Source organism: Variovorax paradoxus (assembly GCF_024734665.1).
GTDB lineage: Bacteria > Pseudomonadota > Gammaproteobacteria > Burkholderiales > Burkholderiaceae_C > Variovorax.
This window is the reverse complement of sequence record NZ_CP102931.1, coordinates 5,807,938-5,833,467: the sequence shown is the minus strand read 5'-3', so window position 1 is coordinate 5,833,467 and position 25,530 is coordinate 5,807,938. Positions and strand designations below refer to the sequence as shown.

24 protein-coding genes are annotated in these 25,530 nt (G+C 67.5%); 7 read left to right on the top strand and 17 right to left on the bottom strand.

Translation table 11 applies throughout. From position 1 onward, the window contains the following. Nucleotides 1–12 precede the first annotated feature (12 nt). The 5 genes from NWF24_RS27525 to NWF24_RS27505 are packed head-to-tail and all read right to left on the bottom strand — an operon-like array spanning nucleotide 13 to nucleotide 6,561. Nucleotides 13–825, bottom strand: coding sequence for an oxepin-CoA hydrolase, alternative type (locus NWF24_RS27525; protein WP_258351304.1), 813 nt, complete (start codon nucleotides 823–825; stop codon nucleotides 13–15). Next, nucleotides 822–1,964: an acyl-CoA dehydrogenase family protein gene (locus tag NWF24_RS27520; protein WP_258351303.1), complete on the bottom strand. Its 1,143-nt coding sequence runs from the start codon at nucleotides 1,962–1,964 to the stop codon at nucleotides 822–824. The genes NWF24_RS27525 and NWF24_RS27520 overlap by 4 nt, the downstream gene beginning before the upstream one ends. Nucleotides 1,965–1,976: 12 nt before the next feature. Next, nucleotides 1,977–3,185 carry an acyl-CoA dehydrogenase family protein gene (locus NWF24_RS27515; RefSeq protein WP_258351302.1) on the bottom strand — a complete coding sequence of 403 codons (1,209 nt, stop codon included), beginning with the start codon at nucleotides 3,183–3,185 and terminating at the stop codon, nucleotides 1,977–1,979. 10 nt (nucleotides 3,186–3,195) lie between these two features. Beyond that, nucleotides 3,196–4,386, bottom strand: coding sequence for an acetyl-CoA C-acyltransferase (locus tag NWF24_RS27510; RefSeq protein WP_258351301.1), 1,191 nt, complete (start codon nucleotides 4,384–4,386; stop codon nucleotides 3,196–3,198). Between the two features lie 39 nt (nucleotides 4,387–4,425). Next, nucleotides 4,426–6,561, bottom strand: coding sequence for a 3-hydroxyacyl-CoA dehydrogenase NAD-binding domain-containing protein (locus tag NWF24_RS27505; RefSeq protein ID WP_258351300.1), 2,136 nt, complete (start codon nucleotides 6,559–6,561; stop codon nucleotides 4,426–4,428). Nucleotides 6,562–6,705: 144 nt separating this feature from the next. On the opposite strand from NWF24_RS27505, the gene NWF24_RS27500 reads away from it, so the two are divergent. Continuing rightward, a complete protein-coding gene (locus tag NWF24_RS27500; protein ID WP_093173172.1) occupies nucleotides 6,706–7,605 on the top strand; it encodes a LysR family transcriptional regulator in 900 nt (299 codons plus the stop codon). A gap of 37 nt (nucleotides 7,606–7,642) precedes the next feature. On the opposite strand, the gene NWF24_RS27495 is transcribed toward NWF24_RS27500, so the two are convergent. The 3 genes from NWF24_RS27495 to NWF24_RS27485 all read right to left on the bottom strand — a co-directional run bounded on the left by NWF24_RS27495 (nucleotide 7,643) and on the right by NWF24_RS27485 (nucleotide 10,192). Then, complete coding sequence (locus NWF24_RS27495) at nucleotides 7,643–9,142, bottom strand: sensor domain-containing diguanylate cyclase (protein ID WP_258351299.1); 1,500 nt, start codon at nucleotides 9,140–9,142, stop codon at nucleotides 7,643–7,645. Nucleotides 9,143–9,231: 89 nt separating this feature from the next. After that, nucleotides 9,232–9,822, bottom strand: a complete 591-nt coding sequence (locus NWF24_RS27490; protein ID WP_258351298.1) for a YbhB/YbcL family Raf kinase inhibitor-like protein — start codon at nucleotides 9,820–9,822, stop codon at nucleotides 9,232–9,234. Between the two features lie 31 nt (nucleotides 9,823–9,853). Beyond that, on the bottom strand, nucleotides 9,854–10,192 hold the full coding sequence (locus tag NWF24_RS27485) for a Rieske (2Fe-2S) protein (protein WP_375338419.1): 339 nt from the start codon (nucleotides 10,190–10,192) through the stop codon (nucleotides 9,854–9,856). A 54-nt stretch (nucleotides 10,193–10,246) separates the two neighbouring features. Between NWF24_RS27485 and NWF24_RS27480 the strand changes: the two genes are divergently transcribed. Continuing rightward, entirely contained in the window at nucleotides 10,247–10,762 is a 516-nt protein-coding gene (locus NWF24_RS27480) for an ureidoglycolate lyase (RefSeq protein WP_258351297.1), read from the top strand. 13 nt (nucleotides 10,763–10,775) lie between these two features. Here NWF24_RS27480 and NWF24_RS27475 read toward each other — a convergent pair whose 3' ends face one another. The 8 genes from NWF24_RS27475 to NWF24_RS27440 all read right to left on the bottom strand — a co-directional run bounded on the left by NWF24_RS27475 (nucleotide 10,776) and on the right by NWF24_RS27440 (nucleotide 19,775). Continuing rightward, nucleotides 10,776–11,954 carry an amidase gene (locus NWF24_RS27475; RefSeq protein ID WP_258351296.1) on the bottom strand — a complete coding sequence of 393 codons (1,179 nt, stop codon included), beginning with the start codon at nucleotides 11,952–11,954 and terminating at the stop codon, nucleotides 10,776–10,778. 30 nt (nucleotides 11,955–11,984) lie between these two features. Continuing rightward, nucleotides 11,985–12,995: an ABC transporter ATP-binding protein gene (locus NWF24_RS27470; RefSeq protein WP_258351295.1), complete on the bottom strand. Its 1,011-nt coding sequence runs from the start codon at nucleotides 12,993–12,995 to the stop codon at nucleotides 11,985–11,987. After that, nucleotides 12,992–14,032 (bottom strand): ABC transporter ATP-binding protein, encoded by a 1,041-nt coding sequence (locus NWF24_RS27465; protein ID WP_258351294.1) that lies wholly within the window; start codon nucleotides 14,030–14,032, stop codon nucleotides 12,992–12,994. Before NWF24_RS27465 ends, NWF24_RS27470 begins: the two co-directional genes overlap by 4 nt. Before the next feature lie 307 nt (nucleotides 14,033–14,339). Further along, entirely contained in the window at nucleotides 14,340–15,242 is a 903-nt protein-coding gene (locus NWF24_RS27460; RefSeq protein ID WP_258351293.1) for an ABC transporter permease, read from the bottom strand. 6 nt (nucleotides 15,243–15,248) lie between these two features. Then, nucleotides 15,249–16,202: an ABC transporter permease gene (locus NWF24_RS27455; protein ID WP_258351292.1), complete on the bottom strand. Its 954-nt coding sequence runs from the start codon at nucleotides 16,200–16,202 to the stop codon at nucleotides 15,249–15,251. Between the two features lie 45 nt (nucleotides 16,203–16,247). Then, on the bottom strand, nucleotides 16,248–17,909 hold the full coding sequence (locus NWF24_RS27450; RefSeq protein WP_258351291.1) for an ABC transporter substrate-binding protein: 1,662 nt from the start codon (nucleotides 17,907–17,909) through the stop codon (nucleotides 16,248–16,250). 89 nt (nucleotides 17,910–17,998) lie between these two features. Beyond that, nucleotides 17,999–18,775 (bottom strand): 2-amino-5-chloromuconate deaminase CnbZ, encoded by a 777-nt coding sequence (gene cnbZ, locus NWF24_RS27445; protein ID WP_258351290.1) that lies wholly within the window; start codon nucleotides 18,773–18,775, stop codon nucleotides 17,999–18,001. A gap of 55 nt (nucleotides 18,776–18,830) precedes the next feature. Then, nucleotides 18,831–19,775 (bottom strand): LysR family transcriptional regulator, encoded by a 945-nt coding sequence (locus tag NWF24_RS27440; protein ID WP_258351289.1) that lies wholly within the window; start codon nucleotides 19,773–19,775, stop codon nucleotides 18,831–18,833. Nucleotides 19,776–19,982: 207 nt separating this feature from the next. Between NWF24_RS27440 and NWF24_RS27435 the strand changes: the two genes are divergently transcribed. From NWF24_RS27435 to htpX, 5 genes are all read left to right on the top strand, one after another. Then, nucleotides 19,983–20,711, top strand: a complete 729-nt coding sequence (locus tag NWF24_RS27435; RefSeq protein ID WP_258351288.1) for a peptidoglycan-binding protein — start codon at nucleotides 19,983–19,985, stop codon at nucleotides 20,709–20,711. Nucleotides 20,712–20,756: 45 nt separating this feature from the next. Beyond that, a complete protein-coding gene (pyrC, locus tag NWF24_RS27430; protein ID WP_258351287.1) occupies nucleotides 20,757–21,791 on the top strand; it encodes a dihydroorotase in 1,035 nt (344 codons plus the stop codon). Between the two features lie 31 nt (nucleotides 21,792–21,822). Next, complete coding sequence (locus tag NWF24_RS27425) at nucleotides 21,823–22,644, top strand: NYN domain-containing protein (protein ID WP_258351286.1); 822 nt, start codon at nucleotides 21,823–21,825, stop codon at nucleotides 22,642–22,644. 5 nt (nucleotides 22,645–22,649) lie between these two features. Further along, nucleotides 22,650–23,408, top strand: coding sequence for a DUF3025 domain-containing protein (locus NWF24_RS27420; RefSeq protein ID WP_375338418.1), 759 nt, complete (start codon nucleotides 22,650–22,652; stop codon nucleotides 23,406–23,408). A gap of 151 nt (nucleotides 23,409–23,559) precedes the next feature. After that, on the top strand, nucleotides 23,560–24,435 hold the full coding sequence (gene htpX, locus NWF24_RS27415) for a protease HtpX (protein WP_258351285.1): 876 nt from the start codon (nucleotides 23,560–23,562) through the stop codon (nucleotides 24,433–24,435). An 81-nt stretch (nucleotides 24,436–24,516) separates the two neighbouring features. Here htpX and NWF24_RS27410 read toward each other — a convergent pair whose 3' ends face one another. Further along, nucleotides 24,517–25,500, bottom strand: coding sequence for a ProQ/FinO family protein (locus NWF24_RS27410; RefSeq protein WP_258351284.1), 984 nt, complete (start codon nucleotides 25,498–25,500; stop codon nucleotides 24,517–24,519). Nucleotides 25,501–25,530: the final 30 nt, after the last annotated feature.

The window sequence follows — 25,530 nt, the reverse complement described above, 5'->3', positions numbered from 1 at the left end:
GCACGGCGCGTGTCAGGACGCGTCCTGCTTCTGTCGGCGCAGCGCGACGAAGTCGGCCTTGCGCTTGCCGAGGAAGGCGCCGATGCCTTCGGCCGCTTCGGCATCCGCCTGCGACTCGACCATGAACACGGCCTCGGCGTCGAGCTGCTCTTCCAGCGTGGCACGGTGTGCCTGGCGGCACAGCGTCTTGATGCGTGCGCTCGCGCGCTGCGGGCCGCTTGCCACCTTGGCTGCGAGCGCGATGGCTTCGGCCAGTGCTGCGCCCTTGTCGGTCAGGCGGTTGACCGCGCCCAGCGCGTGCAGGCGCTCGGCCGGCATGCGGTCGCCGGTCAGGCACATCTCGGTCAGCACCTGGCGCGAGACGAACTCCGAGAGGAACGCCGTGGCGCCACCGTCCGGCGTGAGGCCGACCTTGACATAGGCCACGGTGTAGAAGGCGTCGCGTGCCGACACCAGCATGTCGCAGGCCAGCGCCATCGACAGGCCGGCGCCGGCTGCACCACCTTCGACCGCCGCGATCACGGGCTTGCCGCAATCGCGGATCGCGCGGATCAGGTCATGCAGGCCTTCGAGCTTTTCGCGGCGCTCCGAGGCGGGCAGTTCGCGGCGCTTGGCCAGCAGGTTGAGGTCGCCGCCGGAGCAGAAGAAATCGCCCGCGCCGGTGAAGACGATGGCGCCGACTTCAGGGTCGTTCTCGGCGTCGGCGAGCGCGGCAGAGAGTTCGGCGTACAGCGTCGGCGTGATCGCGTTGCGCGCGCCGGGGTTGCTGTTGGTGAGGACGCGGACCGCACCCTCCTGCGAGATCAGAACCGTCTTGTCCGTCATGCCACGACCTCCTTACCGAGCGCGATGTAGCGCTGCAGGTGGTGGTCTTCGTCGCCGAGCTGGTGGTCGATCATCACGAGGCGCTTGGCGTAGTGGGGCATCGGCAGCTCCCACGTCATGCCGATGCCGCCGTGCATCTGGATGCTTTCTTCCGCCACCAGCGCGCCGATGCGGCCGATGCTGAACTTGGCGGCCGACAGCGCGCGCTCGCGCGTCACGCGGTCGCCGGTGTCGATGGCTGCTGCGGCGTTGATGACTGCCGAGCGGGCCTGCTCGATTTCGAGCAGCAGGTCGGCCATGCGGTGCTGCAGTGCCTGGAAGCTGCCGATCAGCGTGCCGAACTGCTTGCGCGTGCGCAGGTATTCCAGCGTGGCGGTCTTGGCTGCTTCCATCGCGCCCAGCGCTTCGGCGCACAGCGCGAGCACGCCGCGGCCGATGGCGCGTTCCAGCGTGGCATGGCCCTGGCCTTCGGTTCCGAGCAGTGCATCGGCGCCCAGCTTCACGCCGTCGAACGAGAGCTCGGCGACACGGCCGCCGTCGATGGCGGGGCAGCCGCGCACCGTGAGGCTGGCAGTCTTCGCGGGCACGAGGAACAGCGAGATGCCGGCTTCGTCGTCGATGGCACCCGAGGTGCGGGCCGAGACCAGGAACAGGTCGGCCTGCTCGCCTTGCGGCACGACAGCCTTGGTGCCGTGGAGCACCCAGCCATCGCCGCTGCGCTCGGCCTTGGTTGCCACGCGGGTGCGTTCGTAGTGCGTGTCGGCCTCGTCGTGCGCGAAGGCCGCAACCGTCACGCCGTTGATGATGTCGCCGAGCTTCTCTTTCTGCGCATCGGTGCCCGCGGCGCTGATTGCCTCGCCGACCATCACGGCGCCCAGCAGCGGCTCGATCACGAGGCCGCGGCCCAGTGCCTCGAAGACCACGGCGATGTCGAAGCCGCCGCCGCCGAAGCCGCCATCGGCCTCGCTGAACAGCGCACCGATCACGCCCAGTTCGGCGAACTGCTGGAAGATTTCCTTGCTGAACCCGTGCTCCGATTTTGCGATGCGGTCGCGCGCGTCGAACGCGTACTGCTCGGCGATGAAGCGGTTCAGGCTGTCGGCGAGCATGCGCCGGTCTTCGGTGTGTTCGAAGTTCATTGCATGTCTCCTTTACAGGCCAAGAATCATCTTGCTGATGATGTTCTTCTGGATTTCGTTCGAGCCGCCGAAGATCGACAGCTTGCGGTTGTTGAAGTAGCGCGAGGCGGCAGCCGAGGCGTAGTCGGGGCCGAAGGTCTCGCCTGTGAAACCATCCTTCAGCGCCTCTGCGATGAAGGGGCGGCCGTACACACCCATCGCGCGGCGGGCCAGCGAAGAAATCTCCTGGCGGATCTCGGTGCCGCGGATCTTCAGCATCGAGCTTTCCGCGCCGGGCACGCCGCCGCCGGCCACCGCCGCGATCACGCGCAGGTTGGTGGTCTTCATGTTCTCCAGGTCGATCTCGACACGCGCCATGCGTGCCGCAAAGGCCGGGTCTTCGGCCAGGGGCTTGCCGTTTTTCGTCTGCGTAGCTGCAATGCCCTTGAGCTGTTCGAGCGCGGCCACCGAGAAGCCCACGCCCGCGATGTTGGTGCGCTCGTAGGTCAGCAGGTACTTGGCGCAGGTCCAGCCCTTGTTCTCCTCGCCCACGAGGTTCTCGGCGGGCACGCGCACGTCGGAGAAGAACACCTCGTTGACTTCATGCTCGCCGTCGAGCGTGATGATCGGGCGCACTTCCACGCCGGGCGAGTCCATGTCGATCAGCAGGAAGCTGATGCCTTCCTGCTTCTTCGCCTCGCGATTGGTGCGCACCAGGCAGAAGATCATGTTGGCGTGCTGGCCCAGCGTGGTCCAGGTCTTCTGGCCGTTCACGATGTAGTGGTCGCCCTGCGCGTCGATGCCGCGCACGGCCGATGTCTTCACCGCTGCCAGGTCGGAGCCCGCGCCGGGTTCCGAATAGCCCTGGCACCACCAGTCGGCGCCGTTCAGGATGCGCGGCAGCCAGTAGCTTTTCTGCGCCTCGTTGCCGTACTTGATGAGCACCGGGCCGAGCATGTTCACGCCGAAGGGCACGATGCGCGGCGCAAAGGCCAGCGCGCATTCGTGCTCGAAGATGAACTTCTCGACTGCCGTCCAGCCCGGGCCGCCGTACTGCTCGGGCCAGTGGTTGGCGAGCCAGCCGCGCTCGTTGAGGATGGCGTGCCATTCCTGCATGTCGGCCTTCTCGAGGATCTTGCCGCTGCGCACTTTCTCGGACAGCCGCACGGGCAGTTTGTCGGCCAGGAAGGCGCGCACATCGCTGCGGAAGGCTTCTTCTTCGGTCGTGAAGTTCAGGTCCATCGCAGGCTCCTCAATAGATTTCGAACAGGCCGGCCGCGCCCATGCCGCCGGCGATGCACATCGTGACCACGGCGTACTTCGCGCCGCGGCGCTTGCCTTCGATGAGCACGTGACCCGTGAGGCGCGCGCCGGTCATGCCGAAGGGGTGGCCGATGGAGATCGCGCCGCCGTTCACGTTCAGAAGCTCCGACGGAATGCCCAGCTTGTCCTGGCAGTAGATCGACTGCGAGGCGAAGGCTTCGTTGAGCTCCCACAGGCCGATGTCTTGCACCTTGAGGCCGTGGCGCGCGAGCAGCTTGGGCACGGCGAACACCGGGCCGATGCCCATCTCGTCGGGTTCGCAGCCGGCCACTGCGAGGCCGCGGAAGGCGCCCAGCGGCTTGATGTTGGCGCGCTCGGCGTCCTTGGCTTCCATCAGCACGCAGGCCGATGCGCCGTCCGACAACTGCGAGGCGTTGCCTGCGGTCACGAACTTGTCTTCGCCCATCACCGGCTTCAGCTTGGCAAGCGCCTCGTAGGTGGTGCCGCGGCGATTGCAGTTGTCTTCGGTGGCGGTGACTTCGCGGTAGGTGACTTCCTTCGTGTCCTTGTCGGTCACGGCCATCGTGGTGGTGCAGGCGACGATCTCGTCTTTGTAGCGGCCGGCGAGTTGCGCTTCTTCGGTACGGCGCTGGCTCTCGGCGGAGAAGCGGTCCTGTGCTTCGCGGGTAATGCCGTAGCGCTTGGCCACGATGTCGGCGGTCTCGATCATCGCCATGTACAGCGCGGGCTTGTGCTCGACGATCCACGGGTCCATGCCGCTGTCGCCACTGTCGGTGGCGCTGCGCGAGCGGATCTGCGAGATGCTTTCGACGCCGCCCGCGATCATGGCCGGCGCGCCGTCCACCACGATACGGCCCGCGGCCATCGCAATCGCCTGCAGGCCCGAGGCGCAGAAGCGGTTGACCGTGGTGCCGGCGATGCTGATGGGCAAGCCCGCGCGGATGACGGCCTGGCGCGCGATGTTGCGGCCGGTGGTGCCTTCGGGGTAGCCGCAGCCGAGGATCGCGTCCTCGATCAGCGCAGCGTCGAGGCCCGAGCGCTCGACCGCAGCCTTCACGGCGAAGGCCGCCAGCGTGGGGCCGGGGGTGATGTTGAATTCGCCGCGGTGCGCCTTGGTGAGCGGGGTGCGGGCAGTGGAAACGATGACGGCTTCACGCATGGGAATGTCTCCTGGACGGCTGACTGAGGTGGACTCTGATTACTCGGATTGATTGAGGCTGGCGAAATCGGCGCCTTGCGCGACCAATTCGACCAGCAGCGGCGAGGGCTTCCAGAAGATCGGGTCTTCCTTCGCAAACTCGCGGATGTCGGCCAGCACCTTGGGCAGGCCCACGGTGTCGGCGTATTTCATGGGGCCGCCGCGGTGGCGCGGGAAGCCGTAGCCGTAGAGGAAAGTCACGTCCACGTCGAGTGGGCGCAGCGCGATGCGCTGGAGCACGACATTGGCGCCCTCGTTGATCATCGCGGCCATGTAGCGGCGCATGATTTCTTCCTCGGTGAAGGTGCGCGGCTTGATTCCCGCGCGTTCGCGCTCGGCGTCGATGATGGCCAGCACCTCGGGGTCGGGCTGGCCAGTGCGTGCGCCTTCGGGGTACAGGTAGTAGCCTCGCTGCGTCTTCTGGCCGAACCAGCCGCGCTCGCAGATGCGGTCGGCCACCTGTACGTAGCGCGCCTGCGGATCGCGCGTGGCGGCCTTGCGCTTGCGCGTGGCCCAGCCGATGTCGCCGCCGGCCAGGTCGGACACCTGGAACGGGCCCATCGGATAGCCGAAGTTGCGCACGGCCGCGTCGATGTCGTAGGGCGAGGCACCGTCTTCCATCATGTGGTCGGCGGCCTGGCGGTACACGGCCAGGATGCGGTTGCCGATGAAGCCGTCGCACACGCCTGCGCGCACCGGCACCTTCTTGAGCTTTTTCGCAAGCTCGAAGCCGGTGGCGACCACGTCGGCGCTCACCTTGGCGGGCACCACGATCTCCAGCAGCTTCATGATGTTGGCGGGCGAGAAGAAGTGCAGGCCCACCACGTCCTGCGGGCGCGAGATGCTGTCAGCGATCTGGTCGATGTCGAGGTACGAGGTGTTGGTGGCGATCACGGCGCCGCGCTTGCACACGCGGTCGAGTTCGGCGAACACGGCCTTCTTGACGCCCATTTCCTCGAACACGGCCTCGACCACGATGTCGACCTGAGCGAGCGCGTCATAAGACGTGGAGCCCGAGAAGCGGGCCATGACGGCGGTCTTGGCCTCAGGCGTCATGCGGCCCTTGGCGATGAGGCTGTCGTACACCTTCTCCACGTTGGCGCGGCCGCGCGCGAGCTGGGTGTCGTCGCGCTCGATCATGGTCACGGGCATGCCGGCGTCGAGCATCGCCACCGCAATGCCCGCACCCATGGTGCCGCCGCCGATGATGCCGGCCGACTCCAGCGCGCGCGGCTTCGCGCTCTTGGTCTCGGGCGCCTTCAGCACTTCACGTTCGGCGAAGAAGGCGTGGATCAGGCCGGCGCGCTGCGGGCTGTCGATGCACTGCAGGAACAGCTTGCGCTCCAGCGCCATGCCTTCGTCGAAGGGCAGCGTGAGCGCGCCTTCGACGGCTTCGATGATCTTCATCGGCGAGAACAGGCCGCGGCTCTTCTTCGCGGTGTCGGCGCGCGCGGCTTCGAGGGCTGCGCGGCTGGCTTCCTTGTCGGCCAATGCGCCGGCTTCGCGCGTGCGGCGCACCGGGGCCTTGGCTGCGACCAGCTCTTGCGCGTAGGCGAGGCCTTCGGCCAGCGCGTCGGCATCGGTGCCGAGGCGGTCGACGAGGCCGAGCGGCAGCGCTTCCTTCGCGCCCGCATGGCGGCCGCTGAGCATCAGTTCGAGCGCGGGCTTCACGCCGATGAGGCGCGGCGCACGCTGCGTGCCGCCCGAGCCGGGCAAGAGGCCCAGTGCCACTTCAGGCAGGCCCAGCTTCGCGGTAGGCGAGGCGAGGCGGTAGTGCGCCGACAGCGCCACTTCGAGCCCGCCACCCAGTGCGGCGCCGTGGATGGCGGCGACAACCGGCTTGGAGCAGTTCTCGATCTTCAGGCAGACCTCGGGCAGCGACGGCGGCTGCGGCGTCTTGCCGAACTCGCGAATGTCCGCGCCCGCGATGAAGTTGCGGCCCGCGCCGACGATCAGCACCGCCTTGGCGCCGCTGTCGGCCTCCGCGGCGTCGATGGCGGCCACGAGGCCGCGGCGCACATCCACGCCCAGGGCATTGACGGGCGGGTTGTCGATGGTCACCACGAACACGTCGCCTCGACGCTGGAAGGTGACGGGACCGTTGGACGTGGAAGGGCTGGGAGTTGTGGTGGCCATGTGCTTGCTTGTCTCTTTGCGTTGCGAACCGTGCTGAGGTTCGAGGCTCTGGGGGTGAACCCAGCATTCTTTGCCCGCTGCGCCGCTTTGACAATTGCATAGGCGGTTGACAGACTGTCAAAGAATTTTTGACACAATCGGCCCATGGACCTCCAGTCGCTCACTTTGTTGGTGGAAATTCTTGACGCCGGCAACCTGAGTGCTGCTGCCCGCCGGCTCAAGATGAGCCGCGCCAACGTCAGCTACCACCTGAACCAGTTGGAGCGCTCAGTCGGCGCGCAGCTGGTGCGGCGCACCACCCGGCGCGCCGAGCCGACCGAAATCGGCCTGCGGCTTTACCAGCACGGCGTTGCCATCCAGGGCGAACTGCTGGCGGCGCGCGAATCGGTAACGACGCTGGGGCAGGGCCTGCAGGGCCGCGTGCGCCTGAGCGTGCCCAGCGGCTACGGCCAGCTCGTGATGGCCGACTGGCTGATCGACTTCAAGCGCCAGTACCCCGGCATCGTGCTCGACGTGGTGTTCGAGAACCGCATCGAGGACCTGCTGCGCGACGAAGTCGACATCGCGATACGCGTGATTCCCGAGCCGCCGCAGAACCTGGTGGCGCGCGAGATGGGGCCGGTGCGCTATGTGGCGTGTGCTTCAACCGACTACGCGGCGAAGAACCCGCTGCCGGTGCAGCTAGACGCGCTGCAGGGCGCACCCGTGGTCACCGCTGCCGTCATCGGGCGGCAACTGCGCGTGTCGGCCTACCAAGGTGAGACGCGGCGCGAAGTGATCCTGGAGCCGACGCTGATCTCGGAAAACTTCCTGTTCCTGCGCCAGGCCATCCTCGCGGGGCTGGGCATCGGTCTCGTGCCCGACTACGTGGTGCAGGAAGACGTGCGCAAAGGCGACGTCGTGACCACGCTCGACGACTGGCGCCTGAGCATCTTCGGCACGCAGATGTTCATGCTCTACATGCCGAACCGCCAGCACACGCGGGCGATCCGCACGTTCATCGATTTCATTCTGGAGCGGGTTCGGGTGCCGGTGCCGGAGTGAACTGGAGGCGCCGGCACTCGCATCGTGCCCGGGGAGGTCACGCGTGCCGCTGGTGTCTCTCCGCGCTCTCGTAGTGCCGCGCCTTGTCCACATACATCGCCCGGTCCGCACGCTGCAACGCAACCTCCAGCGACTCGTCTCCATGGCAGGTTGCGAGCCCGATGGCCAGGCTCAAGGCGTGGCCGCTTTGCCCCGCGTGGAACTGGTTGTTCATTTCGAGCAGCGTGAGGATGCGCTCGCGCATTGCCTCGGCGCCGCGCTCGTCGGTCATCGGCAGCAGCACCGCGAATTCGTCGCCGCCGATGCGCGCGGGCCAGGCCGGCGGGTCGACGGCCTTGTCGAGCACCTCGCCCATGCGGCGCAGCAGCGAGTCGCCGGCGGCGTGGCCTTCCTGGTCGTTGATCTGCTTCAGGCCGTTGAGGTCGATGGCCACGATCGACACCGGCCACGGGCCCTTGCGCGACAGGCGGTTGAGCTCTTCGCTGTAGTAGGTGCGGTTGCACAGCTGCGTGAGCACGTCGTGCTTGCCGAGGTACTCCAGATAGGCCTCGGCCTTCTTGCGCGCAGTGATGTCGACCAGCGACACCAGCACCAGGTCCCAGGTGCCCTGCCGGTCTTCCTGCACCGCGAACTGCATGTGGATGTTCAGCACCTCGCCCGACAGCGAGTAGTTGAGCACCTCGCGATGCTGCACGGTCTTGCCGTTCCACAGGTCTTGCAACTGCTCGGCGAACGATTCGCGCATCTCGTCGCGGAAGATGCGCGAGATGCTGCCCAGCAGCGTGGGCAGGTCGGGCGCGCCGAACATGCGCAGCGTTTCGTGGTTCACGTCGATGACGCGGATCTCCTGCATGCAGCGCGCGACGAAGTCGGGGTGCACCTTGATGAAGGTGGCGAAGTCGGTGATGCCGCGCGCACGGATGCTCTCGAGCAGCGAGCGCACCGCGCTGAAGTCTTCCACCCACAGCGACACGGGCGAGCGGTCGAACAGGCTGCGCGCGTACATGGCGCTCTCGTCGCGCAGGCGCTGCGCGGCCACGCGCTCGGTAACGTCGTCGAGCGAAACCAGCACGCGGCTCCAGCTGTCTTCGTATCCGGGCAGCACGCGGGCGCGCACGCGCACGTCGAGCCGCCGGCCATCGAGCGCGTAGTTGACGGTCTCGCTCTCGAAGGTGAGCTGGCCGTGCCACAGCTGGTCGAGCTCGTGCACCACGGTGGCCGACATGTCGCCGCGGAACACGCGGTCGAGCGCGCCCAGCAGGGTTTCCTGGCTGTCGGCGGCAAAGAGTTTCAGCGTGTGCTGGTTGACCCGCAGCACCTTCAGCAGCGCCATGCAGTCGCTCACGCGCTGCGGGTCTGCGTGCAGGTGCGCCACCAGGTTGGTCACGCCCTCGGCGCGCCAGCCGTCGAGCTTGCGCTTGAGGTCGCCGTAGTCTTCGATCCAGAGCGAGACGGGCGCCAGGTCGAACATGGCGTCGAGGTCGCCGATGGACGGTGGGGCCGAAGAGGGGGAGGACGCGGCAGCGGGCTGGGCCATCGATGAAGCTTTCGAAGAAGCGGCTGCAGCCATGGCTGACGAATGCCGGCGAACTGAAGTCTTAATTATTACGCGCGCACCCGCTGCATTCAGCGGCTGTAGAGGCCCACCACGCTCTGCCCGCCCAATGCGTGGCCCTTGAGCGCGGCCAGCAGAGCGTCGCGCGCAAGGCCTGCCGGCAGGCTGCCCGGCGCGAAGTCGGTGGCGACCACGGTCATCACGTAGTGGTGCGGCCGGTCGCCCACCGGGGGGCACATGCCGCGATAGGCAGGCGCACCGGCCACGTTCGGGCCCATCGTGAAGTTGAAGTTCGAGCCCGCCTGGCCTTCGCCCGCCTTGAGCTCGCCGCGCTCGGCCGCGATGTTGTACGCCACCCAGTGCGACACGCCGAGGCCGGCCGCGCCGTCGGGGTCGAACACCAGCACGGCGACCGACTTGGTCTTGGCCGGCAGGTTGCTCCACGCCACGGGCAGCGAGACGTTCTTGCCGCCGCAGTCGCCCGCGCCGGCGTAGTCCGCCGGAATGACGCCGTTGTCGCCGAAGGCGCTGGATGTGACCTTCATGCCCGTGAAGGCCTTGCCGTTGCCGGGCGACATGCCGGTGCAGCCCGCCATGAGGCCGGCGAAGGCGAGGGCCGTGACCGACAGGGTGAGGGGGTGAAGCCTGTTGTTGCTGCGCATATCTTTTTCTCCTGGAGGGTTGTCTTCGTCTTCATTCGGCCTGGCCGAACCATACGCTGCCGTCCGCTTTCTCGTGCACCGCCAGCGGCGTGAGCCGTGCGCCGCGGCAGGGGCCGCCGACGCACTTGCCGGTGTCGGGCTCGAAGATAGCGCCGTGCCGCGCGCACATCAGGAAGCGGCCTGAACTTTCCAGCACCTGGCCTTCGAAATCAAGCGGCCCGCCTGCATGGGGGCATTGGTTGAGATAGCCGTGCACGCCGCCCTGCCAGCGTACGGCAAAGGCCTGGGCACCGCCCGGTGCCGTGAACATGGCGGCGAGGCCGCCGTCGGCAAGCGCCGGGGCGATCAACTGGGGCTCTGTCGTGCTCATGGCGAACAGTATCCCTCGCAAGGCGGAAGGCATGCTTTCTGCTGCAATCGCGGCATGACCGATTTTTCTTCCACCAGCGCCGCGTTGTTCGTTGCGCAGCCGCTGACCTCCCATGCCTTTGAGCCGTATGGCACCGTGATCGAGGCCCCCACCGGCGAGGGCCGACCCATCAATGGAGGCAATGCACAGCGCTTCGACCTGCTTGACGACCTGCAGCTCGATGCCGAAGGCGGACGGCCGATGCTCGCGCTGTTCCGCGCGCAGGCGCGGCACTTTCCGCACGAGGTGTCGGAGATGGAGCGCCACGCGCTGGGCAGCCAGACCTTCGTGCCGCTGGGCGACAGGCGCTTCGTGATCGTGGTCGCCCGCGCGGGCGAGGCGCCCACTTCTGCACAGCAACTCGCGGCCTTCGTCACCGACGGGCGTCAGGGCGTGGTGCTCGCGCCCGGCACCTGGCATCACGCGCTGCTGGCGGTGGATGCGGGCGACTTCGTGGTGATCGAGCGCGCGGGAGGCGATGTCGATTGCGACGTCTGCCTTCTTCGGCAGAGCGGCAGCGTGCAGTTCTGAGGCTTGCCCGGCCTCAGCCAGCGATGCGCTGCGCCAGCGCAACCAGCGACCGGTCCGACCCCGCCGGTCCGAGCAGCGAGATACCCAGCGGCGCACCGTCGCGCGTGGCCTGCGGCATCGACAACTGCGGAAAGCCCGCCAGGCCCGCGATGCACAGCATGCGGATCGCGCGGTTGCGGTAGTCCTCCAGCGCGGCTTCGCTGTCGCTGCGCAGCGGTGCGATGTCGGGCATGGTCGGCATCAGCAGCACGCCGTCGGTGCCAAGCAGCGCGGCCAGGTGCTCGCGAAACGCGGTGCGGAAGGTGCGGCCCGCTGCAACCTGCGCATCGGTCACTTCCCGCGACCACGCAAAGCGCTCTGCCACGCCCGGGCCCAGCGGCGGTGCGTAGCGTTCGATCAGCGGGCCATCGGTGAGCCAGGCTTCGCGCGACTGCAGGTAGCGAAAGTTCCAGTACATCGTGTCGAAGGATTCCAGCGCCACCGTGGTGCCCTTGGCGGCACCGAGCAGGCCCTGCACGCGGTCGGCAGCGCCCTTCAGCGCTTCGATTGCGGCGGGCACGGCCAGCGCCCAGACATCGTCGGGCCGCAACAGCCGCACGCGTTCGGGCAGCGGCGTGGCATCGGTGCCCAGCAGTACATCGGCCACGCGCGCGAAGGTGCCGATGTCTCGCGCGAACCAGCCGCAGGTGTCGAAGCTGGGTGCGAGGTCGAGCGCGCCTTCAAGGCTCACGCGGCCGTGGGTTGGGCGCAGGCCGTACAGGCCGCAGTGGTTGGCCGGCGCGCGCACCGAGCCGCCGGTGTCGGTGCCCAGCGCGAAGTCGCACAGGTTCGACGACACGGCCGAGGCCGAGCCCGACGACGAGCCGCCGGTAATGCGTGTGGGTGCGCCACCGTTGATAGGCGCGCCGAAGTGCGCGTTGTTGCCGTTCATCGAGAACGCCAGTTCGTCGGTCACGGTCTTGCCGGCAAAGCGCGCGCCGGCATCGAGCAGCTTCTGCACGGTGGGTGCGGTGCGGGTCTTGATGCCCGACATCGCCAGCACGATGGGGTTGCCGCCGCCCGTGGGGTAGCCGGCCACATCGAACAGGTCTTTCGCCGCAAAGCTCAGGTCGGCCAGCGGACCGGTCGTGGCACGCGGCACTGGCGCATCGGGGTACGGAACGAAGGCGTGGGCGGGGTCGTGCAGGGGCATGGCGATGAAAGATGTCGAAGAGGTTGTCTGTCAGGCGACGAGCACCGGCGCAATGGCCGCTGCCGCATCGGTGTGGATGCAGCGCACGCGGTGGTTTGGCGCAAGCTCGACCACTGGTGGTTGCGCGGCGCGGCAGGCGTCGCTTGCGAGCGCGCAGCGTTCGGCAAAGGCGCAGCCGGGCGGCAGTGCGGACAGGTCGGGCGGCGCGCCGCCGATGGTTTCGAGCCGCGTGCCGCGTGCCAGCGCACCGTGCGCGCGGCTCTTGAGCAGCGCAATCGTGTACGGATGGCGCGGCGAGCGGATCAGCTCGCGCGCAGTGCCTTCCTCGACGATGCGGCCCGCATACATCACGGCGATGCGGTCGGCCACCTCGACGGCGGCGCCGATGTCGTGCGTGACGAAGATCACCGACAGCCCCAGGTCGCGCTGCAGTTCGCGCAGCAGAAGCAGGATCTGGATCTGCACCGTGGCGTCGAGCGCGGTGGTGGGCTCGTCGGCCAGCAGCAGCTGGGGCTTGCAGGCGAGCGCCAGCGCGATCATGGCGCGCTGGCGCATGCCGCCCGACATCTCGTGCGGATAGGCCTGCAGGCGCCGTTCGGGGCTCGGAATGCGCACGCGCTCGAACAGCGCCAGCGCACGTTGTTGCGCCTCGGCCTGTGAGACGGATTCGTGCCGGCGGATCGACTCGACGATCTGCGCACCCACCGAATACACCGGGTCGAGCGCCAGCAGCGGCTCCTGGAAAATCATCGACGCGACCTTGCCGCGGAAGTCGGCCAGCTCGCGCTGCGACATCGCGAGCACGTCGCGGCCTGCGACCTGCACCGTGCCGCCCATGCGGGTGCGGCGCTCGGGGTGCAGGCGCAGCAGGGTGCGCATGGTCACGCTCTTGCCCGAGCCCGATTCGCCGATCAGCGCGACGACCTCGCCGCGCTGCACTTCGAGGCTCACGCCGCTGACGGCGTGCACCGGCTTGCGGCCACCGCTGAAGGTGACGCTGAGGTCGCGCAGGCGGACCATCGGTTCGTTGTTGTCGCTCATGCTGCTTGCCTCGGGGTTTCGATGGCCATCGGATGCCCACTGCCCGCCTCGTGGATCAGGCAGCTCACCGCATGCTGCGAACCGGTGACGATGCGCTCGGGCACGACCTTGGCGCACACCGGCGAGGCCAGTGCGCAGCGCGGATGAAAGCGGCAGCCCGAGGGCGGATTGATGGGGTTCGGCGGATCGCCCGCGAGCGCGGCTTCTTCGGTGCGGTGGTCAGGGTCCATCGACGGCATGGAGGACAGCAGCGCACGCGTGTAGGGGTGCGCGGGCGCGTCGTACAGCGCATCGGCCGGGCCGATCTCTGCCACCTGGCCGAGGTACATCACCATGACGCGGTCGCTCACGTAGCGCACCACGTTGAGGTCGTGGCTGATGAACACGTAGGTCAAGCCGAACTCGGTCTTCAGGTCGAGCAGCAGGTTGATGACCTGTGCTTCCACCGATTTGTCGAGCGCGGAGACGGCTTCGTCGAGGATCACCATGCGCGGCTGCAGTGCCAGTGCCCGCGCGATGTTCACGCGCTGCCGCTGGCCGCCCGAGAGTTCGTGCGGGTAGCGCTCGGCAAAGCGCTGCGGCGACAGTCCCACGCGAGCCAGCAGGTCGCGCGCCCGTTCCACCGATTCGCGCCGAGGCACGCCGTGCACCTGCGGCCCGAAGGCGATCGAGTCTTCGATGGTGAGGCGCGGGTTCAGCGAGGCGTAGCTGTCCTGGAACACCATCTGCACCTGGCGGCGGAATTCCTTCAGCGGCAGGTCGCGGCTGCCGACCTCGCGGCCGTCGAACACGACTTCGCCGCGTGTGGGTTCGATGAGCTGCATCAGCAGGCGTGCGGTGGTCGATTTGCCGCAGCCTGACTCACCGACCACGCCGAGCGTTTCGCCCTTGAGCACTTCGAAGTCCACGCCGTCGACTGCGCGCACTACGCCGCCGCCGCGGCCCAGCGGGTCTTTCTTCAGGGGGAAGTGCTTGACCAGGCCCTTGATTGTCAGGAGCGGTTGGGCTGGGCCGCCGATGTCTTTGGGTGCGTCCATTTTTGTTAGCTCCTGTTCACTGCGTTCGGGGTGCGTGCGAATGACACCGGGTGCTCCCCTCCGCGAATGTCCCCCGCCTTCGGCTCCTCCTTTATTTCGCTGCGGGGAGCACCCGATGCCATTCGCACATGGGCGCAGCACTTATGCCGGCCGATCGACTGCTCCGTCCATCGATCACGTCGATGGTGTGCTCTGCGCAGCGAAATAAAGGAGGAGGCCGCAGGCCGGGGGACATTCGCGGAGCAGAGCACGCCGTCGGCGTGATCGCGCCCTGAACCGCATTGCATCGAAACACGAGTTCCCATGCTCACCCCTTGTTGTCCATGGCAGACCGAAGCCCGTCGGACAAGATGTTGAAAGAGATCGAAGTGATGAAGATCATCGCGCCCGGCAGCGCCGCAACCCAGGGCTGCACATAGATGGCGGTGCGCAGCGTGTTGAGCATCAGCCCCCACTCGGGCTCCGGCGGCTTCACGCCGAGACCGAGGAACGACAGGCCCGAAGCCAGGATCATCGACACCGCGATCAGGCTGGTGGCGTACACGAAGATCGGTCCGAGCACATTGCCCAGCACATGCACCCGCACGATGGTGAAGGGGCTGGCACCCGAAGCGCGCGCCGCCTCCACATAGTCGCGGGTGCGCACCTGCGTGGTCACGCTCTCGGCCACGCGCGCTATCTGCGGAATGAACACGATGGTCAGCGAGATCAGCGAATTGACCACCCCCGCACCCAGCGTGCCCGACAGCGCGATGGCCAGCAGCACCGAGGGGAAGGCATAGAACACGTCGATGGTGCGCATGATGAGCGTGTTGGTCAGCCCACCCGCGTAGCCCGCGACGATGCCGATGATCGTGCCCAACACGAAGGCACACAGCACCGGTGTGATGCCGATGAACAGCGACAGCCGCGCACCGACGATGAGGCGCGAGAGCATGTCGCGGCCCAGCTCGTCGCTGCCGAAGGGCAGGCCCTCGGTGCCGATGGGCTTCAGGCGCTTGAGCATCGACGACTGGTAGGGGTCCGATGGTGCGAGCCAGGGGCCGAAGACTGCGAGCGCGATCAGCAGCAGCACGACGATGGCCGCGCCGACGGCGACCGGGTCGCGCCGGAAGCGCAGCCACACCGAGGCCCAGTAGCCGCGCGAGCGCTGGGTGGGCAGCGGCTCGACGGCCGCGGCGATGGAGGAGGGGGCGAGCACGGAGGACATGGTCTTTCAGGCCCGGGCAATGCGTGGGTCGAGCAGGGTCTGCAGCACGTCGACCAGCAGATTCAGCAGCACGAAGAACAGCGCCAGCACAAGAATCGTTCCCTGCAGCAGCGGCAGGTCGCGCTGGAAGATGGCCGAGTTGAGCAAAAAGCCGGTGCCCGGCCACGAGAACACGGTCTCGATGAGGATCGAGCCGCCGAGCAGATAGCCCAGCTGCAGGCCCATCACCGCCAGCGCCGTGGGCGCCGCGTTCTTCACCATGTGGCGGAACACGCCGAGGTGCGTGAGCCCCTTGGCGCGCAGGCCGACGATGAACTCCTGGTCGAGGATGTCGGCCACCAGTGCGCGCACCGTGCGCGCGATGATGCCCATCGGAATCACCGACATCGTGAGCGCCGGCAGCAACAAGAACTGCAGGTGCTCCCAGTTCCAGGCCCAGTCGTCGGAGCCGCTGGGGCCCGCGCCGGTGGCCGGCAGCCACATGAGCTGCGACGAGAACACGATCACCATCACCATGCCCAGCCAGTAGTGCGGCACGCTCACGCCCAGCACCGAGAACATCGAGGCCAGGCGGTCGATCCACGAGTTGCGGAAGTAGCCCGCCACAAAGCCGAACAGGCAGCCCAGCACGAAGCCGATGAAGGTTGCCACCACCGCGAGCCGCAGCGTGTTGCCCACGGCGGTGAACACCTCGCCGGCCACCGCGCGGTTGCTGGCAATGGACACGCCCAGGTCGCCGTGCATCGCGCGCCACAGCCACATCGCGAACTGCTCGGGCAGCGAACGGTTGAAGCCGTAGAGCTCGCGCAGTTGCGCCTGCAGTTCGGCGGAGGCGTCGGGCGGCAATATCGACACCAGCGGATCGCCCGGCGCGATGTGCACGAGCAGGAAGCACACGAGGGCCACGCCGATCATGATCGGCACGGCGTAGATCACGCGGCGCAGGAGGTAGGCGAACATTGGCTGGATAGCTGGCTGATGGGCTGGCTGGAAGGAAGAAGGCGGTCAGTCCATCGTCATCGTGGCGATGTCGATGAACCAGCTCTTGGGCTGCACCACGTTCTTGACCTTGGCCGACATTGCGCGCGGACCGACGTCGTGCGCGATCCACACGAAGGGCGCGTCGTCCACGATGTGCGTGTGCAGCTTGGCGAGCGCGGCGTCGCGCGCCTTGTCGTCGAAGCTGGTGCGCGCATCGGCCACCAGCTTGTCGACCTCGGGGTTGCCGTAGTAGCCCCAGTTGTTCGACACCGGCGGGAAGGCCTTGGTGCTCACGAAGCGCACCATCGCGAAGAACGGGTCCATGGCCGCGAAGCTGATGTTGACCGCATTGGCGCCGTTGGCCGACGGGTCTTTTGCGCCCTTGCGCCAGTTGGTGAAGAGCGTGTTCCATTCGATCACGTCGAACTGCACGTCGAAGTAGCACTGCTTGAGCGACTGCTGCGCGAACTCGTTCATCGGCAGCGGCTGCATCTGGCCCGAGCCCGAGGCCGAGATCTGCACCTTCACCTTGATCGGCTTGGCGGCGGAGTAGCCGGCCTGCGTCATCAGCGCCTGCGCGGCTTTCACGTCGTATTTGATGTCGAAGGTGGGCTTGCCGAACCACGGGTGACCTGGCGGCACCGTGCCCTTGGGCTCGGCCATCATGCCGCCCAGCAACTGCTTCATGCCGCCGCGGTCGATGCACAGGTTGGCGGCCTGGCGCACGCGCTTGTCGAGCCAGGGCGAGCCTTCGGCGAACGAGAGCTGCCACGGCCACACATGCGGCTGCGCGTTCGAATAGATCTTGAAGCCGCGCTGCGTGATCTGCGCCATGGCGTCGGGCGCGGGCGCCTCGATCCAGTCGACCTGGCCGCCCAGCAGAGCGGCGGTGCGCGCATTGGCCTCAGGCATCGGCAGCATCACGACCTTGTCGATCTTCGGCACGCGCCTGGCGTCCCAGTAGGCCTTGTTGGCGGCCAGCTCAAGGCGCTCGCGCGCCACGAAGCGCGTGACCTTGAACGGGCCCGAGCCGGCGGGGTCGGCGGCGAAGGCGGTCCAGGCGGCCTTGGCCTTGTCGGCGGGCGTGGCGCCGGCGGCGGCATCGAACTTCTTCTGCCAGTGCGCGGGCGAGGCCATGAACAGGTTCGTGAGGTTGATCGGCAGGAAGGCGTCGGGCTCGCTGGTGGTGAGCTCGACCGTCATTTCGTCGATCTTGCGCGCCGACTTGAGCGTGGGCATGCGCGAAGCCGTCACGCCGACCTGGCTGGGGTCGAACTGCACGGCTTCCTTGTCGAGCACCTTCTGCACGTTCCACACCACGGCGTCGGCGGTGAAGGCCGAGCCGTCATGGAACTTGACGCCGGGGCGCAGCTTGAAGACCCACTTGGTCTTGTCCTTGGCGTCCACCGCCCACGAAGTGGCGAGGCCGGGAATCAGCACGCTCGGTGCATCGGCCTTCGACAGATCCCACTGCGTGAGCGAGTCGTAGATCGGGATGCCGGTGAAGCGGTTGCCTTCGAAGCCCTGGTCGGGCTGGCCCAGCGTGCGCGGAATGTCGGCTGCCGTCATGGCGATGCGCAGCGTCTTTTCCTGGGCCATCGCATGGGGCGCGGCCAGGGCCAGGATGGCGAGCGCCGCGCAGGCGGCCAGGGGCTTCAGGAACAGGGCAGGGGCAGCACGCTTCACATGGAACTCCGTTGGGTGGAATGGCGAAAAGGACGAAAGGAAACTCTCAAGCACGACATGTGCCAGCAGGCGATCAGTCCCTTGTGGGCCTAGGGCCATGACAGCGCGATCTCGCGCCTTGCGCAGCGCAGGTCCATCTCGACTTCCATGTCCACGATCGGCGGGCGCGCGAGGTGCCATGTCAAGCCGGTGGTGAGTGAGCCGCGCTGCACGATCTCGTCGAACACCAGCGCGCCGATGTCATGCACCGTGTAGGCCTGCACGGCTGCGGCATCGCGCCAGCCGAAGCCCAGCACGGCGAGGCGGCGTTCCATTTCAGTCATCACGTAGCCGAGCTTGGCGCGCAGGCCGTCGGGGCTGGTGTCGCCCAGGCGGACCATCACCTCGCGGTAGCTGGCGTGGCCGTCGGGCGCTTCGCCGCCGCCCGAAACCACGAAGCTCGGCGGCCCGGCATCGTCGTCGGCCGGCACGGTGTACGAGAAGGCCTGGAAGGCCGGCGTGGCCGGTGCGCCGACGCGAGGGCACACGTTGGTGCGCGCCACCGGGTTGTGTTCGCCGCGCAGCAACTGCCAGCGCTCGAGCGTGCCGGCATAGATGCGGTTGAAGTCGTGAAAGCCGCGCTCCGAGAACGGCGCGGGCGAGCGCAGTTCGCAGGCGCACAGCGCGGTGAGCGGCCGGCCGATGGCGCGCAGATGCGCCGCGATGGCGTCGAAGCCGTCGGCCAGCGGCACGGCCTGCTGAAAGCGCACCCGCTCGATGGCAAAGCCGGGCAGCGCCGCCACGCCGGCGGAATACTGGAACACGCCCTTCGCGTAGCGGTAGCCGCCCTCGGGGAACGCAGTGGTTTCGGTGCTTGTGGTTGTCATGCCGTCTTTCCTCGTCAGCGCCCAATGTAGGGAGCGACGAGGCCGACGGGAAGGCTCATTTCTGCACGCGCGTGTTGCCGGAATCAGAACGCGGCACTGCGTTGGAGCCGTAGCGCCCCATGCTGGTGGCCAGCATTTCGAGCAGCGCGCGCGATGCCGGCGACTGGCGCTGCCCTGGCATCGTGAGCAGGCTGGTCGCGGTGGCGGCAAAGTCGCGCTCCTGCAGCGGCACGGCGCACAGGTCGCCGTTCGACACCTCGTGCAGCGCCGCATAGCGCGGCAGGAAGGTGATGAGATCGCTGTTGCGCACCACGCCCTTGGCCATGTCGAGCGTGCTCGTCTCGATCACCAGGTCGAGCGACACCTGCGTCTTCGATGCGATGCGGTCGACCAGGTGGCGGATCTGGAACGAGCGGTCGGGCAGTGCCACGCGGTGGCCTTCGAGTTCGCGGAACGACACGCTGCGCCGCCGCGCCAGCGCATGCGTGGGCGCGACGATGGCGCACAGCGGCTGCTCCAGCCGCGCATGCTCGCGGAAGGCGTGGCGCTCGGGCAGGTTGAAGGCCAGCGCGATGTCGATGCGGCCCTCCTGCAGCGCTTCGAGCACCGCGCGCGAGCCCACCACCGAGGCCTGCAGCTTCACCTGCGGATGCCGCTTCTGGAAGCGCGCCAGGTTGTTCGCAAGGAAGTGGCTGACCATGCCCTCGATGCTGCCGACGCGCACTGTGCCAACGGGCTGGCCGATCAGCTCCTGCAACGCGCCGCGCAGTGCCTCGCTGTTCTGCAGCGCCTGGTCGGCATGTGCGAGCACCAGCTCTCCGGCCGGCGTGAGGGTGGTGCGGTTGGCACGGCGGTCGAGCAGGGCGGTCTGCAGTTCGCCTTCGAGCTTGGCGATCTGGCGGCTGATGGCGCTCGGCGCCACGCCCAGTTGCTCCGCGGCGCGGCGCAGCGAGCCGGCCTTGGCGGTCTCGCGAAAGTAAAGCATTGCCGTGGACAGCATGGCGGTTTCCTGTTTTTTCGTTCTCGCAAGGCCTGCGCCGGCCGAACCTTCGGCCGAATGGCGCAGCACGTCAAGCAACGGGCGTGCCCCGGGACAGGTGGGGTCGCCATCCCGGATATGCCGTCCGACCGATGGACGCGGCGGAGCCCGTTTTTGACAATGCAACCGTTTGCACCGACAGTCTGTGGGGCGAAGGGAACAGAACCGATGACAACACTGACGCAGGGTGCACGTGGCGCCGACGTTCGCAGATTGCAGGAGGCATTGAACCGGAAGCTCCAGCCGAACCCCGGGCTCGTGCTCGACGGCGACTACGGCCCGATTACCCGGATTGCGGTGCGCCGCCTGCAGGCCGCGAACTGGCTCGCCGAAGACGGCGAGGCCGGCCCCTGCACGCAGAACCTGGTGTTCGGCAATGAGTGCCACGCGCCGATCCTGCATCCCGTCGCGCTGATTCCGCAGCCCACGCCCGGCCAGTGCTGGGCCGCCTGCACGGCCATGATCACGCGCTCCAACGTGCAGGCGGTGGTGGCGCGCACGCCCACCGAGCTGATCGCCGACGACGGCGGCCTGCGCACCTTCGCGAATGCCGACGACGCCATGACGGCCGATGCGCTCTTTGCGTCCGCGCACGGCCTGACGGTGCGCCCGCCGGCGCCCTGGTCGGTCGGCCAGTTGCGTGCCGCGCTGCAGCACGGGCCGCTGATGTTCGATCTGCCATGGGGTGCGAGGGGATATGCCGCCGGTGTCGGCCTCCCGGGCCACATGGTGCTCGTCGTGGGCATTCGCGGCGACGACGATCCCGGCGGGCGCGGCACCACGCTGCGAATCTTCGACCCCTGGCCGCCGGGCAAGGGCGCGCGCAGTTCGGTCAACCATGTCAAGTGGAGCCAGCAGGTGCCCCGGAACGCCTGTCGTGTGTTCTCGCATCCGTAGCCCGGCGGGAGGGCGCCAGAGGGGCGATGCGACAATCCCAGCGCCATGACAGACACCCTCACGATCACCCGCCCCGACGACTGGCACCTGCACGTGCGCGATGGCGCCGCCCTCGAAGCCGTCGTTCCCCACAGCGCGCGCCAGTTCGGCCGCGCGCTGATCATGCCGAATCTGCGCCCGCCCGTGACCACCGCCGCACAGGCCGTGGCCTACCGCGACCGCATCCGCGCCGCCGTGCCCGAAGGCACGGCCTTCGAGCCCGTGATGTCGCTCTACCTCACCGACAAGCTGCCGCCCGAAGAGATCGCGCTGGCAGCCGAAGCCGGCGTGCGCGCGCTCAAGCTCTACCCGGCCGGCGCCACCACCAACAGCGATGCCGGCGTGACCGACATCCGCAAGACCTACAAGACGCTCGAGGCCATGCAGAAGCACGGCCTGCTGCTGCTGGTGCACGGTGAGGTGACCGACCCCGCCATCGACCTGTTCGACCGCGAAGCCGTGTTCGTCGACCGCGTGATGATTCCGCTGCGCCGCGACTTCCCCGAGCTGAAGGTGGTGTTCGAGCACCTGACCACGAAGGAAGGCGCCCACTACGTGCGCGACGCCGGCCGCTTCACGGCAGCCACCATCACGGCGCATCACCTGCTGTACAACCGCAACGCCATCTTCACCGGCGGCATCCGCCCGCACTACTACTGCCTGCCCGTGCTCAAGCGCGAGACGCACCGCGTGGCGCTGGTCGAGGCGGCCACCAGCGGCAGCGACCGCTTCTTCCTGGGCACCGACAGCGCGCCGCACCCGGCGCACCTGAAGGAGCATGCGCTGGGCTGCGCTGGCTGCTACACCGCGCTCACGGCCATCGAGCTGTACGCCGAGGCCTTCGACAGCGTGAACGCGCTCGACAAGCTCGAAGGCTTCGCGAGCTTCCACGGCCCTGACTTCTACGAACTGCCGCGCCACACCGACACCATCACGCTCAAGCGCGAAAGCTGGACCGTGCCGGAGACGGTGCCTTATGGCGATGCCACGCTCAAGCCGCTGCGCGGTGGCGAGACGGTGGCTTGGCAGCTACAGAACTGATAGTCGATCGGTCACTTAACAAGGGCGCGCGATGATTGCTTTCTTCATAGACGCCGACAACCTTTGTGCGCCTTCCTGGGTCGAGGAAGCCTTTCACAAACTTGAGGTTGGCGAGGGCCGCGTCGCAGTGCGGCGGGCTTACGGGAGTGCTGAGAAACTCAAGGGACTGGCCGATGTGCTTCGCAGCAGACACATCCGTCCATTCGTGAACCTGGCGCTGTCCAAGAACACGACCGATGTGGCCTTGGCTGTTGATGCCATGGATTTGTCGTACCAGACCCCGCGCCCAACCGTCATCGCAGTTGGTTCAGGTGACGCGGATTTCGTGCCATTGGTACTTCGGCTGCGTGAACGCGGCTTTCGCATGGTCTGCGTGTCCGAGCAGGGCAAGATGGCCCCGGAAGCCGTTCATGCCTACGATCACGTGATCCTCGTGGGACAAGAGCACGCCGTCGAGGCGCCGCAATCGCCTGCTGCCGAGTTGCAGAAGTTGGAGCCACCTCCCGCCAAACCGCCAGCGGCCCGAACCGTCGCGAAGAAAGTCCCCGCAAAGAAAGCCGTTGCGAAGAAAGCGCCTGCCAAGAAGGTCGCAGCAAAGAAGGCCAAGCCCGCCGCGAAGAAAAGTGTGGGCGACGCGGCCGGCAAAGTGACTGTCGCTCAGATCCTGAACGCAGCCTCTTCATTAAGGGCGGGACAGCCGCAGTCGCTCGGCGAAGTCGTCAAGTTATTGCATGACGCCAAGCTGCTCGGCAAGAACGCGACCTCGACCAAGCTGTTCAAGAAGTTTCCGTTCCATTTCGAATTGCTGCCGCCGAAACAACCGAACCAGATACGGTACATCCCCTCTCCTTGAACGGAATGCAAGCGGCTGCATCGACAGACGGCAATCCTATTGCGCCTTGGCTCTGGCCATTCGCTGACAAACAGCGGGTCGAAACAGCGTGGCGCTCGGGGCTTTCACTACACGAAGCATTAAATGGCATCGGACCGTGCCCCGTGCAATTCGTGCCACAGGAACGTCTCCTGCCTGACGAGGCGTATGAGGCCTTCATCTTTCGCACCCGCACGGTCCCCACGCGCGACAACCTGCACGATCTTTTCAACGGCCTCGTCTGGCTCGCCTTTCCGCAGACCAAGCGCCGCCTCAACGAACTGCAGGCGGCTGAGATCGCACGCAGCGGCGTTGCCGCCGTGCGAGGCCCGCTGCGCGATGCGCTCACGCTGTTCGACGAGAACGGCGCGGTGCTCGATGCGCCGCCCGCGCTGTGGCAGGCGCTGATCGCGCGCGACTGGCACACGCTGTTCGTCACGCAACGCGCACTGTGGAGCGAAGCCCGCCTGCTGCTCTTTGGCCATGCGCTGCTCGAAAAACTGATCACGCCGCGCAAGCCGATCACCGCGCATGTGCTGCTGACGCACGACGCGGCCGGCCCGGCTGCGTTCGATGACGAGCGCATGGCGCAGGCGCTCGACGCGCGGCAGCTCGAAAGCAAGCCCTTCGTGCCGCTGCCGGTGCTCGGCGTGCCCGGCTGGTGTAGCGACAACGAGGCGGCGGCGTTCTATGCCGATCCGCAGGTTTTCAGGCCCTTGCCGGGCCGGGGAATACCGGGGGCGTAGAACTTTTGCTCCTATCATGGCTCTACCGGCTTCCGCCGACCGGAGCGCCCCAGAACGCACAACAACACCCAGCGCCTCCACGCCATGCACGGCTTGAAGAGAGCCCCAGGGGCCTCATCTAGGTGGCAGATTTCCCCACGGAGAATTCAACTTGAAACGTATCCTTCTGTTCGTTTTGACCAATGTGATGGTCGTCGCGGTGCTCGGCGTGGTCGCCAGTCTGCTGGGCGTCAATCGCTTCCTCACGGCCAACGGGCTCAACCTCACGGCGCTGCTCGGCTTCGCGCTGGTGATGGGTTTCGGCGGCGCGATCATCTCGCTGCTCATCAGCAAGCCCATGGCCAAGTGGACCGCCGGCCTGCGCATGATCGACAACCCCCAGTCGCCCGACGAGGCCTGGATCGTCGGCACGGTGCGCAAGTTCGCAGACAAGGCCGGCATCGGCATGCCCGAGGTCGGCATCTTCGAAGGCGAGCCCAATGCCTTCGCGACTGGCGCGTTCAAGAACTCGTCGCTGGTGGCAGTGTCCACCGGCCTGTTGCAGGGCATGACGCGCGAAGAGGTCGAGGCCGTCATCGGCCACGAAGTGGCCCACATCGCCAACGGCGACATGGTCACGATGACGCTCATTCAGGGCGTGATGAACACCTTCGTCGTGTTCCTGTCGCGCGTGATCGGCTACGCGGTCGACAGCTTCCTGCGCCGCGGCGACGACCGTTCGTCGGGCCCCGGCATCGGCTACTACGTGAGCACCATCGTGCTGGACATCGTGCTCGGCTTCGCCGCCGCGATGGTGGTGGCCTGGTTCTCGCGCCATCGCGAGTTCCGCGCCGACGCCGGTGCGGCCGCGCTGATGGGCCAGAAGCAGCCAATGATCAACGCGCTCGCGCGCCTCGGTGGCCTGCCTGCCGGCGAACTGCCGAAGGCCGTGGAAGCCATGGGCATCACCGGCAGCATCGGCAAGCTGTTTGCCACGCACCCGCCGATCGAAGAGCGCATTGCTGCGCTGCAGAACGCGCAGCGCTGATCAGTCGGTCGCGGCAAGTCCGCGGCGCCATGAAAAAAGCCGCCACATTGCTGTGGCGGCTTTTTCGTTTGTGCGGCGTGTTCAGTCTGCTTCGGGTGCTTCAGGCGCTTCGGGCGCCTCGTCGACGGCCTGCGTCGTTGCAGGCGTTGCAGCCGGCGCCGCAGGTGCCTCGCGATCGGCGCGTGCGCGTTGCAGCGTGCGCGTCACATCGCCATGCTTCATGCCGTACATGTCGGCGAACTCCTGCTCGCTGCGTCCGCTGGCCTCGAAGGCGCGCAGCAGCGCCTCGCGCTTGGCGGCCTGCTGGGCGAGTTCGGCCAGGGCCTCGTCCACCACGGCGTTGTTGTTCTCGTCACGCGAGCGCACCAGCACTGCATAGGCTTCGCGATCCAGGCCCGAGGCCTCGACGGCCTTGGCGATGCGCGCGACCAGCTGCGGGCGCAGGTCTTCGCCGTTGGCACGCTGCAGGCGGCGGCGGTGCAGCTCGAGGATGGCGTGGTGCACGTGCTCCGGCGCGACCGGGTCGAGCGCGTTGCCGTCGAGGTCGTGGCGCGCCAGACCGGCGGCCACGGCCTCCAGATAGCGCGTGGAGCGCGCGTGCTGGCCCATGGCGATCTTCAGGTCTTCGGCCTTGAAGTCTTCGGGGTGGCGCGCGAGCAGTTCCTCGTACACGCCGAGCTTCAGCGGCACGAAGCGCGCGCCGAAGAGCTGCGGGTACAGCTCGAACAGGCGCTCGAGCACCGGGTTGACCTTGCGCGGCGCGCGCTGCGGTTGAGCCTGTGCCTGGCCCTGTGCCTGGCCTTGCGCACCCTGCTTGCGCGGCTGCTGTTGCTGCCGCTGCGGGCGCTGGTTGCCCCCGCCCTGGTTGTTCTGGCGGGGCGGGCGGGACTGGCGAGGTTCGCGGGGTTCGCGCGGTTGCTGCGCGGGAGTTTCCGCGCTGGTGCTCGTGCCCGAATCCGCATCGGGGCCGGCCTGCAGCTGCTTCAGCTGATCGGCCATGTCCAGTTGCTGACGCCGGGGCGGGCGCGCGTTCGTCTTCGGGGTGGCGGTGGAAGCGTCGGTCATGCGGGGGGCGCGGCGAGGGTCGCGATGGAA

Coding starts and splice junctions, on each gene's coding strand:
- NWF24_RS27510 (WP_258351301.1), bottom strand. CDS start 4,386: ATGCGTGAAGCCGTCATCGTTTCCACTGCCCGCACCCCGCTCACCAAG.
- NWF24_RS27500 (WP_093173172.1), top strand. CDS start 6,706: ATGGACCTCCAGTCGCTCACTTTGTTGGTGGAAATTCTTGACGCCGGC.
- NWF24_RS27520 (WP_258351303.1), bottom strand. CDS start 1,964: ATGAACTTCGAACACACCGAAGACCGGCGCATGCTCGCCGACAGCCTG.
- NWF24_RS27465 (WP_258351294.1), bottom strand. CDS start 14,032: ATGGACGCACCCAAAGACATCGGCGGCCCAGCCCAACCGCTCCTGACA.
- NWF24_RS27455 (WP_258351292.1), bottom strand. CDS start 16,202: ATGTTCGCCTACCTCCTGCGCCGCGTGATCTACGCCGTGCCGATCATG.
- NWF24_RS27480 (WP_258351297.1), top strand. CDS start 10,247: ATGACCGATTTTTCTTCCACCAGCGCCGCGTTGTTCGTTGCGCAGCCG.
- NWF24_RS27475 (WP_258351296.1), bottom strand. CDS start 11,954: ATGCCCCTGCACGACCCCGCCCACGCCTTCGTTCCGTACCCCGATGCG.
- NWF24_RS27420 (WP_375338418.1), top strand. CDS start 22,650: ATGCAAGCGGCTGCATCGACAGACGGCAATCCTATTGCGCCTTGGCTC.
- NWF24_RS27495 (WP_258351299.1), bottom strand. CDS start 9,142: ATGGCCCAGCCCGCTGCCGCGTCCTCCCCCTCTTCGGCCCCACCGTCC.
- NWF24_RS27440 (WP_258351289.1), bottom strand. CDS start 19,775: ATGCTGTCCACGGCAATGCTTTACTTTCGCGAGACCGCCAAGGCCGGC.
- cnbZ (WP_258351290.1), bottom strand. CDS start 18,775: ATGACAACCACAAGCACCGAAACCACTGCGTTCCCCGAGGGCGGCTAC.
- NWF24_RS27410 (WP_258351284.1), bottom strand. CDS start 25,500: ATGACCGACGCTTCCACCGCCACCCCGAAGACGAACGCGCGCCCGCCC.
- NWF24_RS27470 (WP_258351295.1), bottom strand. CDS start 12,995: ATGAGCGACAACAACGAACCGATGGTCCGCCTGCGCGACCTCAGCGTC.
- NWF24_RS27485 (WP_375338419.1), bottom strand. CDS start 10,192: ATGAGCACGACAGAGCCCCAGTTGATCGCCCCGGCGCTTGCCGACGGC.
- NWF24_RS27435 (WP_258351288.1), top strand. CDS start 19,983: ATGACAACACTGACGCAGGGTGCACGTGGCGCCGACGTTCGCAGATTG.
- NWF24_RS27515 (WP_258351302.1), bottom strand. CDS start 3,185: ATGGACCTGAACTTCACGACCGAAGAAGAAGCCTTCCGCAGCGATGTG.
- NWF24_RS27505 (WP_258351300.1), bottom strand. CDS start 6,561: ATGGCCACCACAACTCCCAGCCCTTCCACGTCCAACGGTCCCGTCACC.
- pyrC (WP_258351287.1), top strand. CDS start 20,757: ATGACAGACACCCTCACGATCACCCGCCCCGACGACTGGCACCTGCAC.
- NWF24_RS27460 (WP_258351293.1), bottom strand. CDS start 15,242: ATGTCCTCCGTGCTCGCCCCCTCCTCCATCGCCGCGGCCGTCGAGCCG.
- NWF24_RS27525 (WP_258351304.1), bottom strand. CDS start 825: ATGACGGACAAGACGGTTCTGATCTCGCAGGAGGGTGCGGTCCGCGTC.
- NWF24_RS27490 (WP_258351298.1), bottom strand. CDS start 9,822: ATGCGCAGCAACAACAGGCTTCACCCCCTCACCCTGTCGGTCACGGCC.
- NWF24_RS27425 (WP_258351286.1), top strand. CDS start 21,823: ATGATTGCTTTCTTCATAGACGCCGACAACCTTTGTGCGCCTTCCTGG.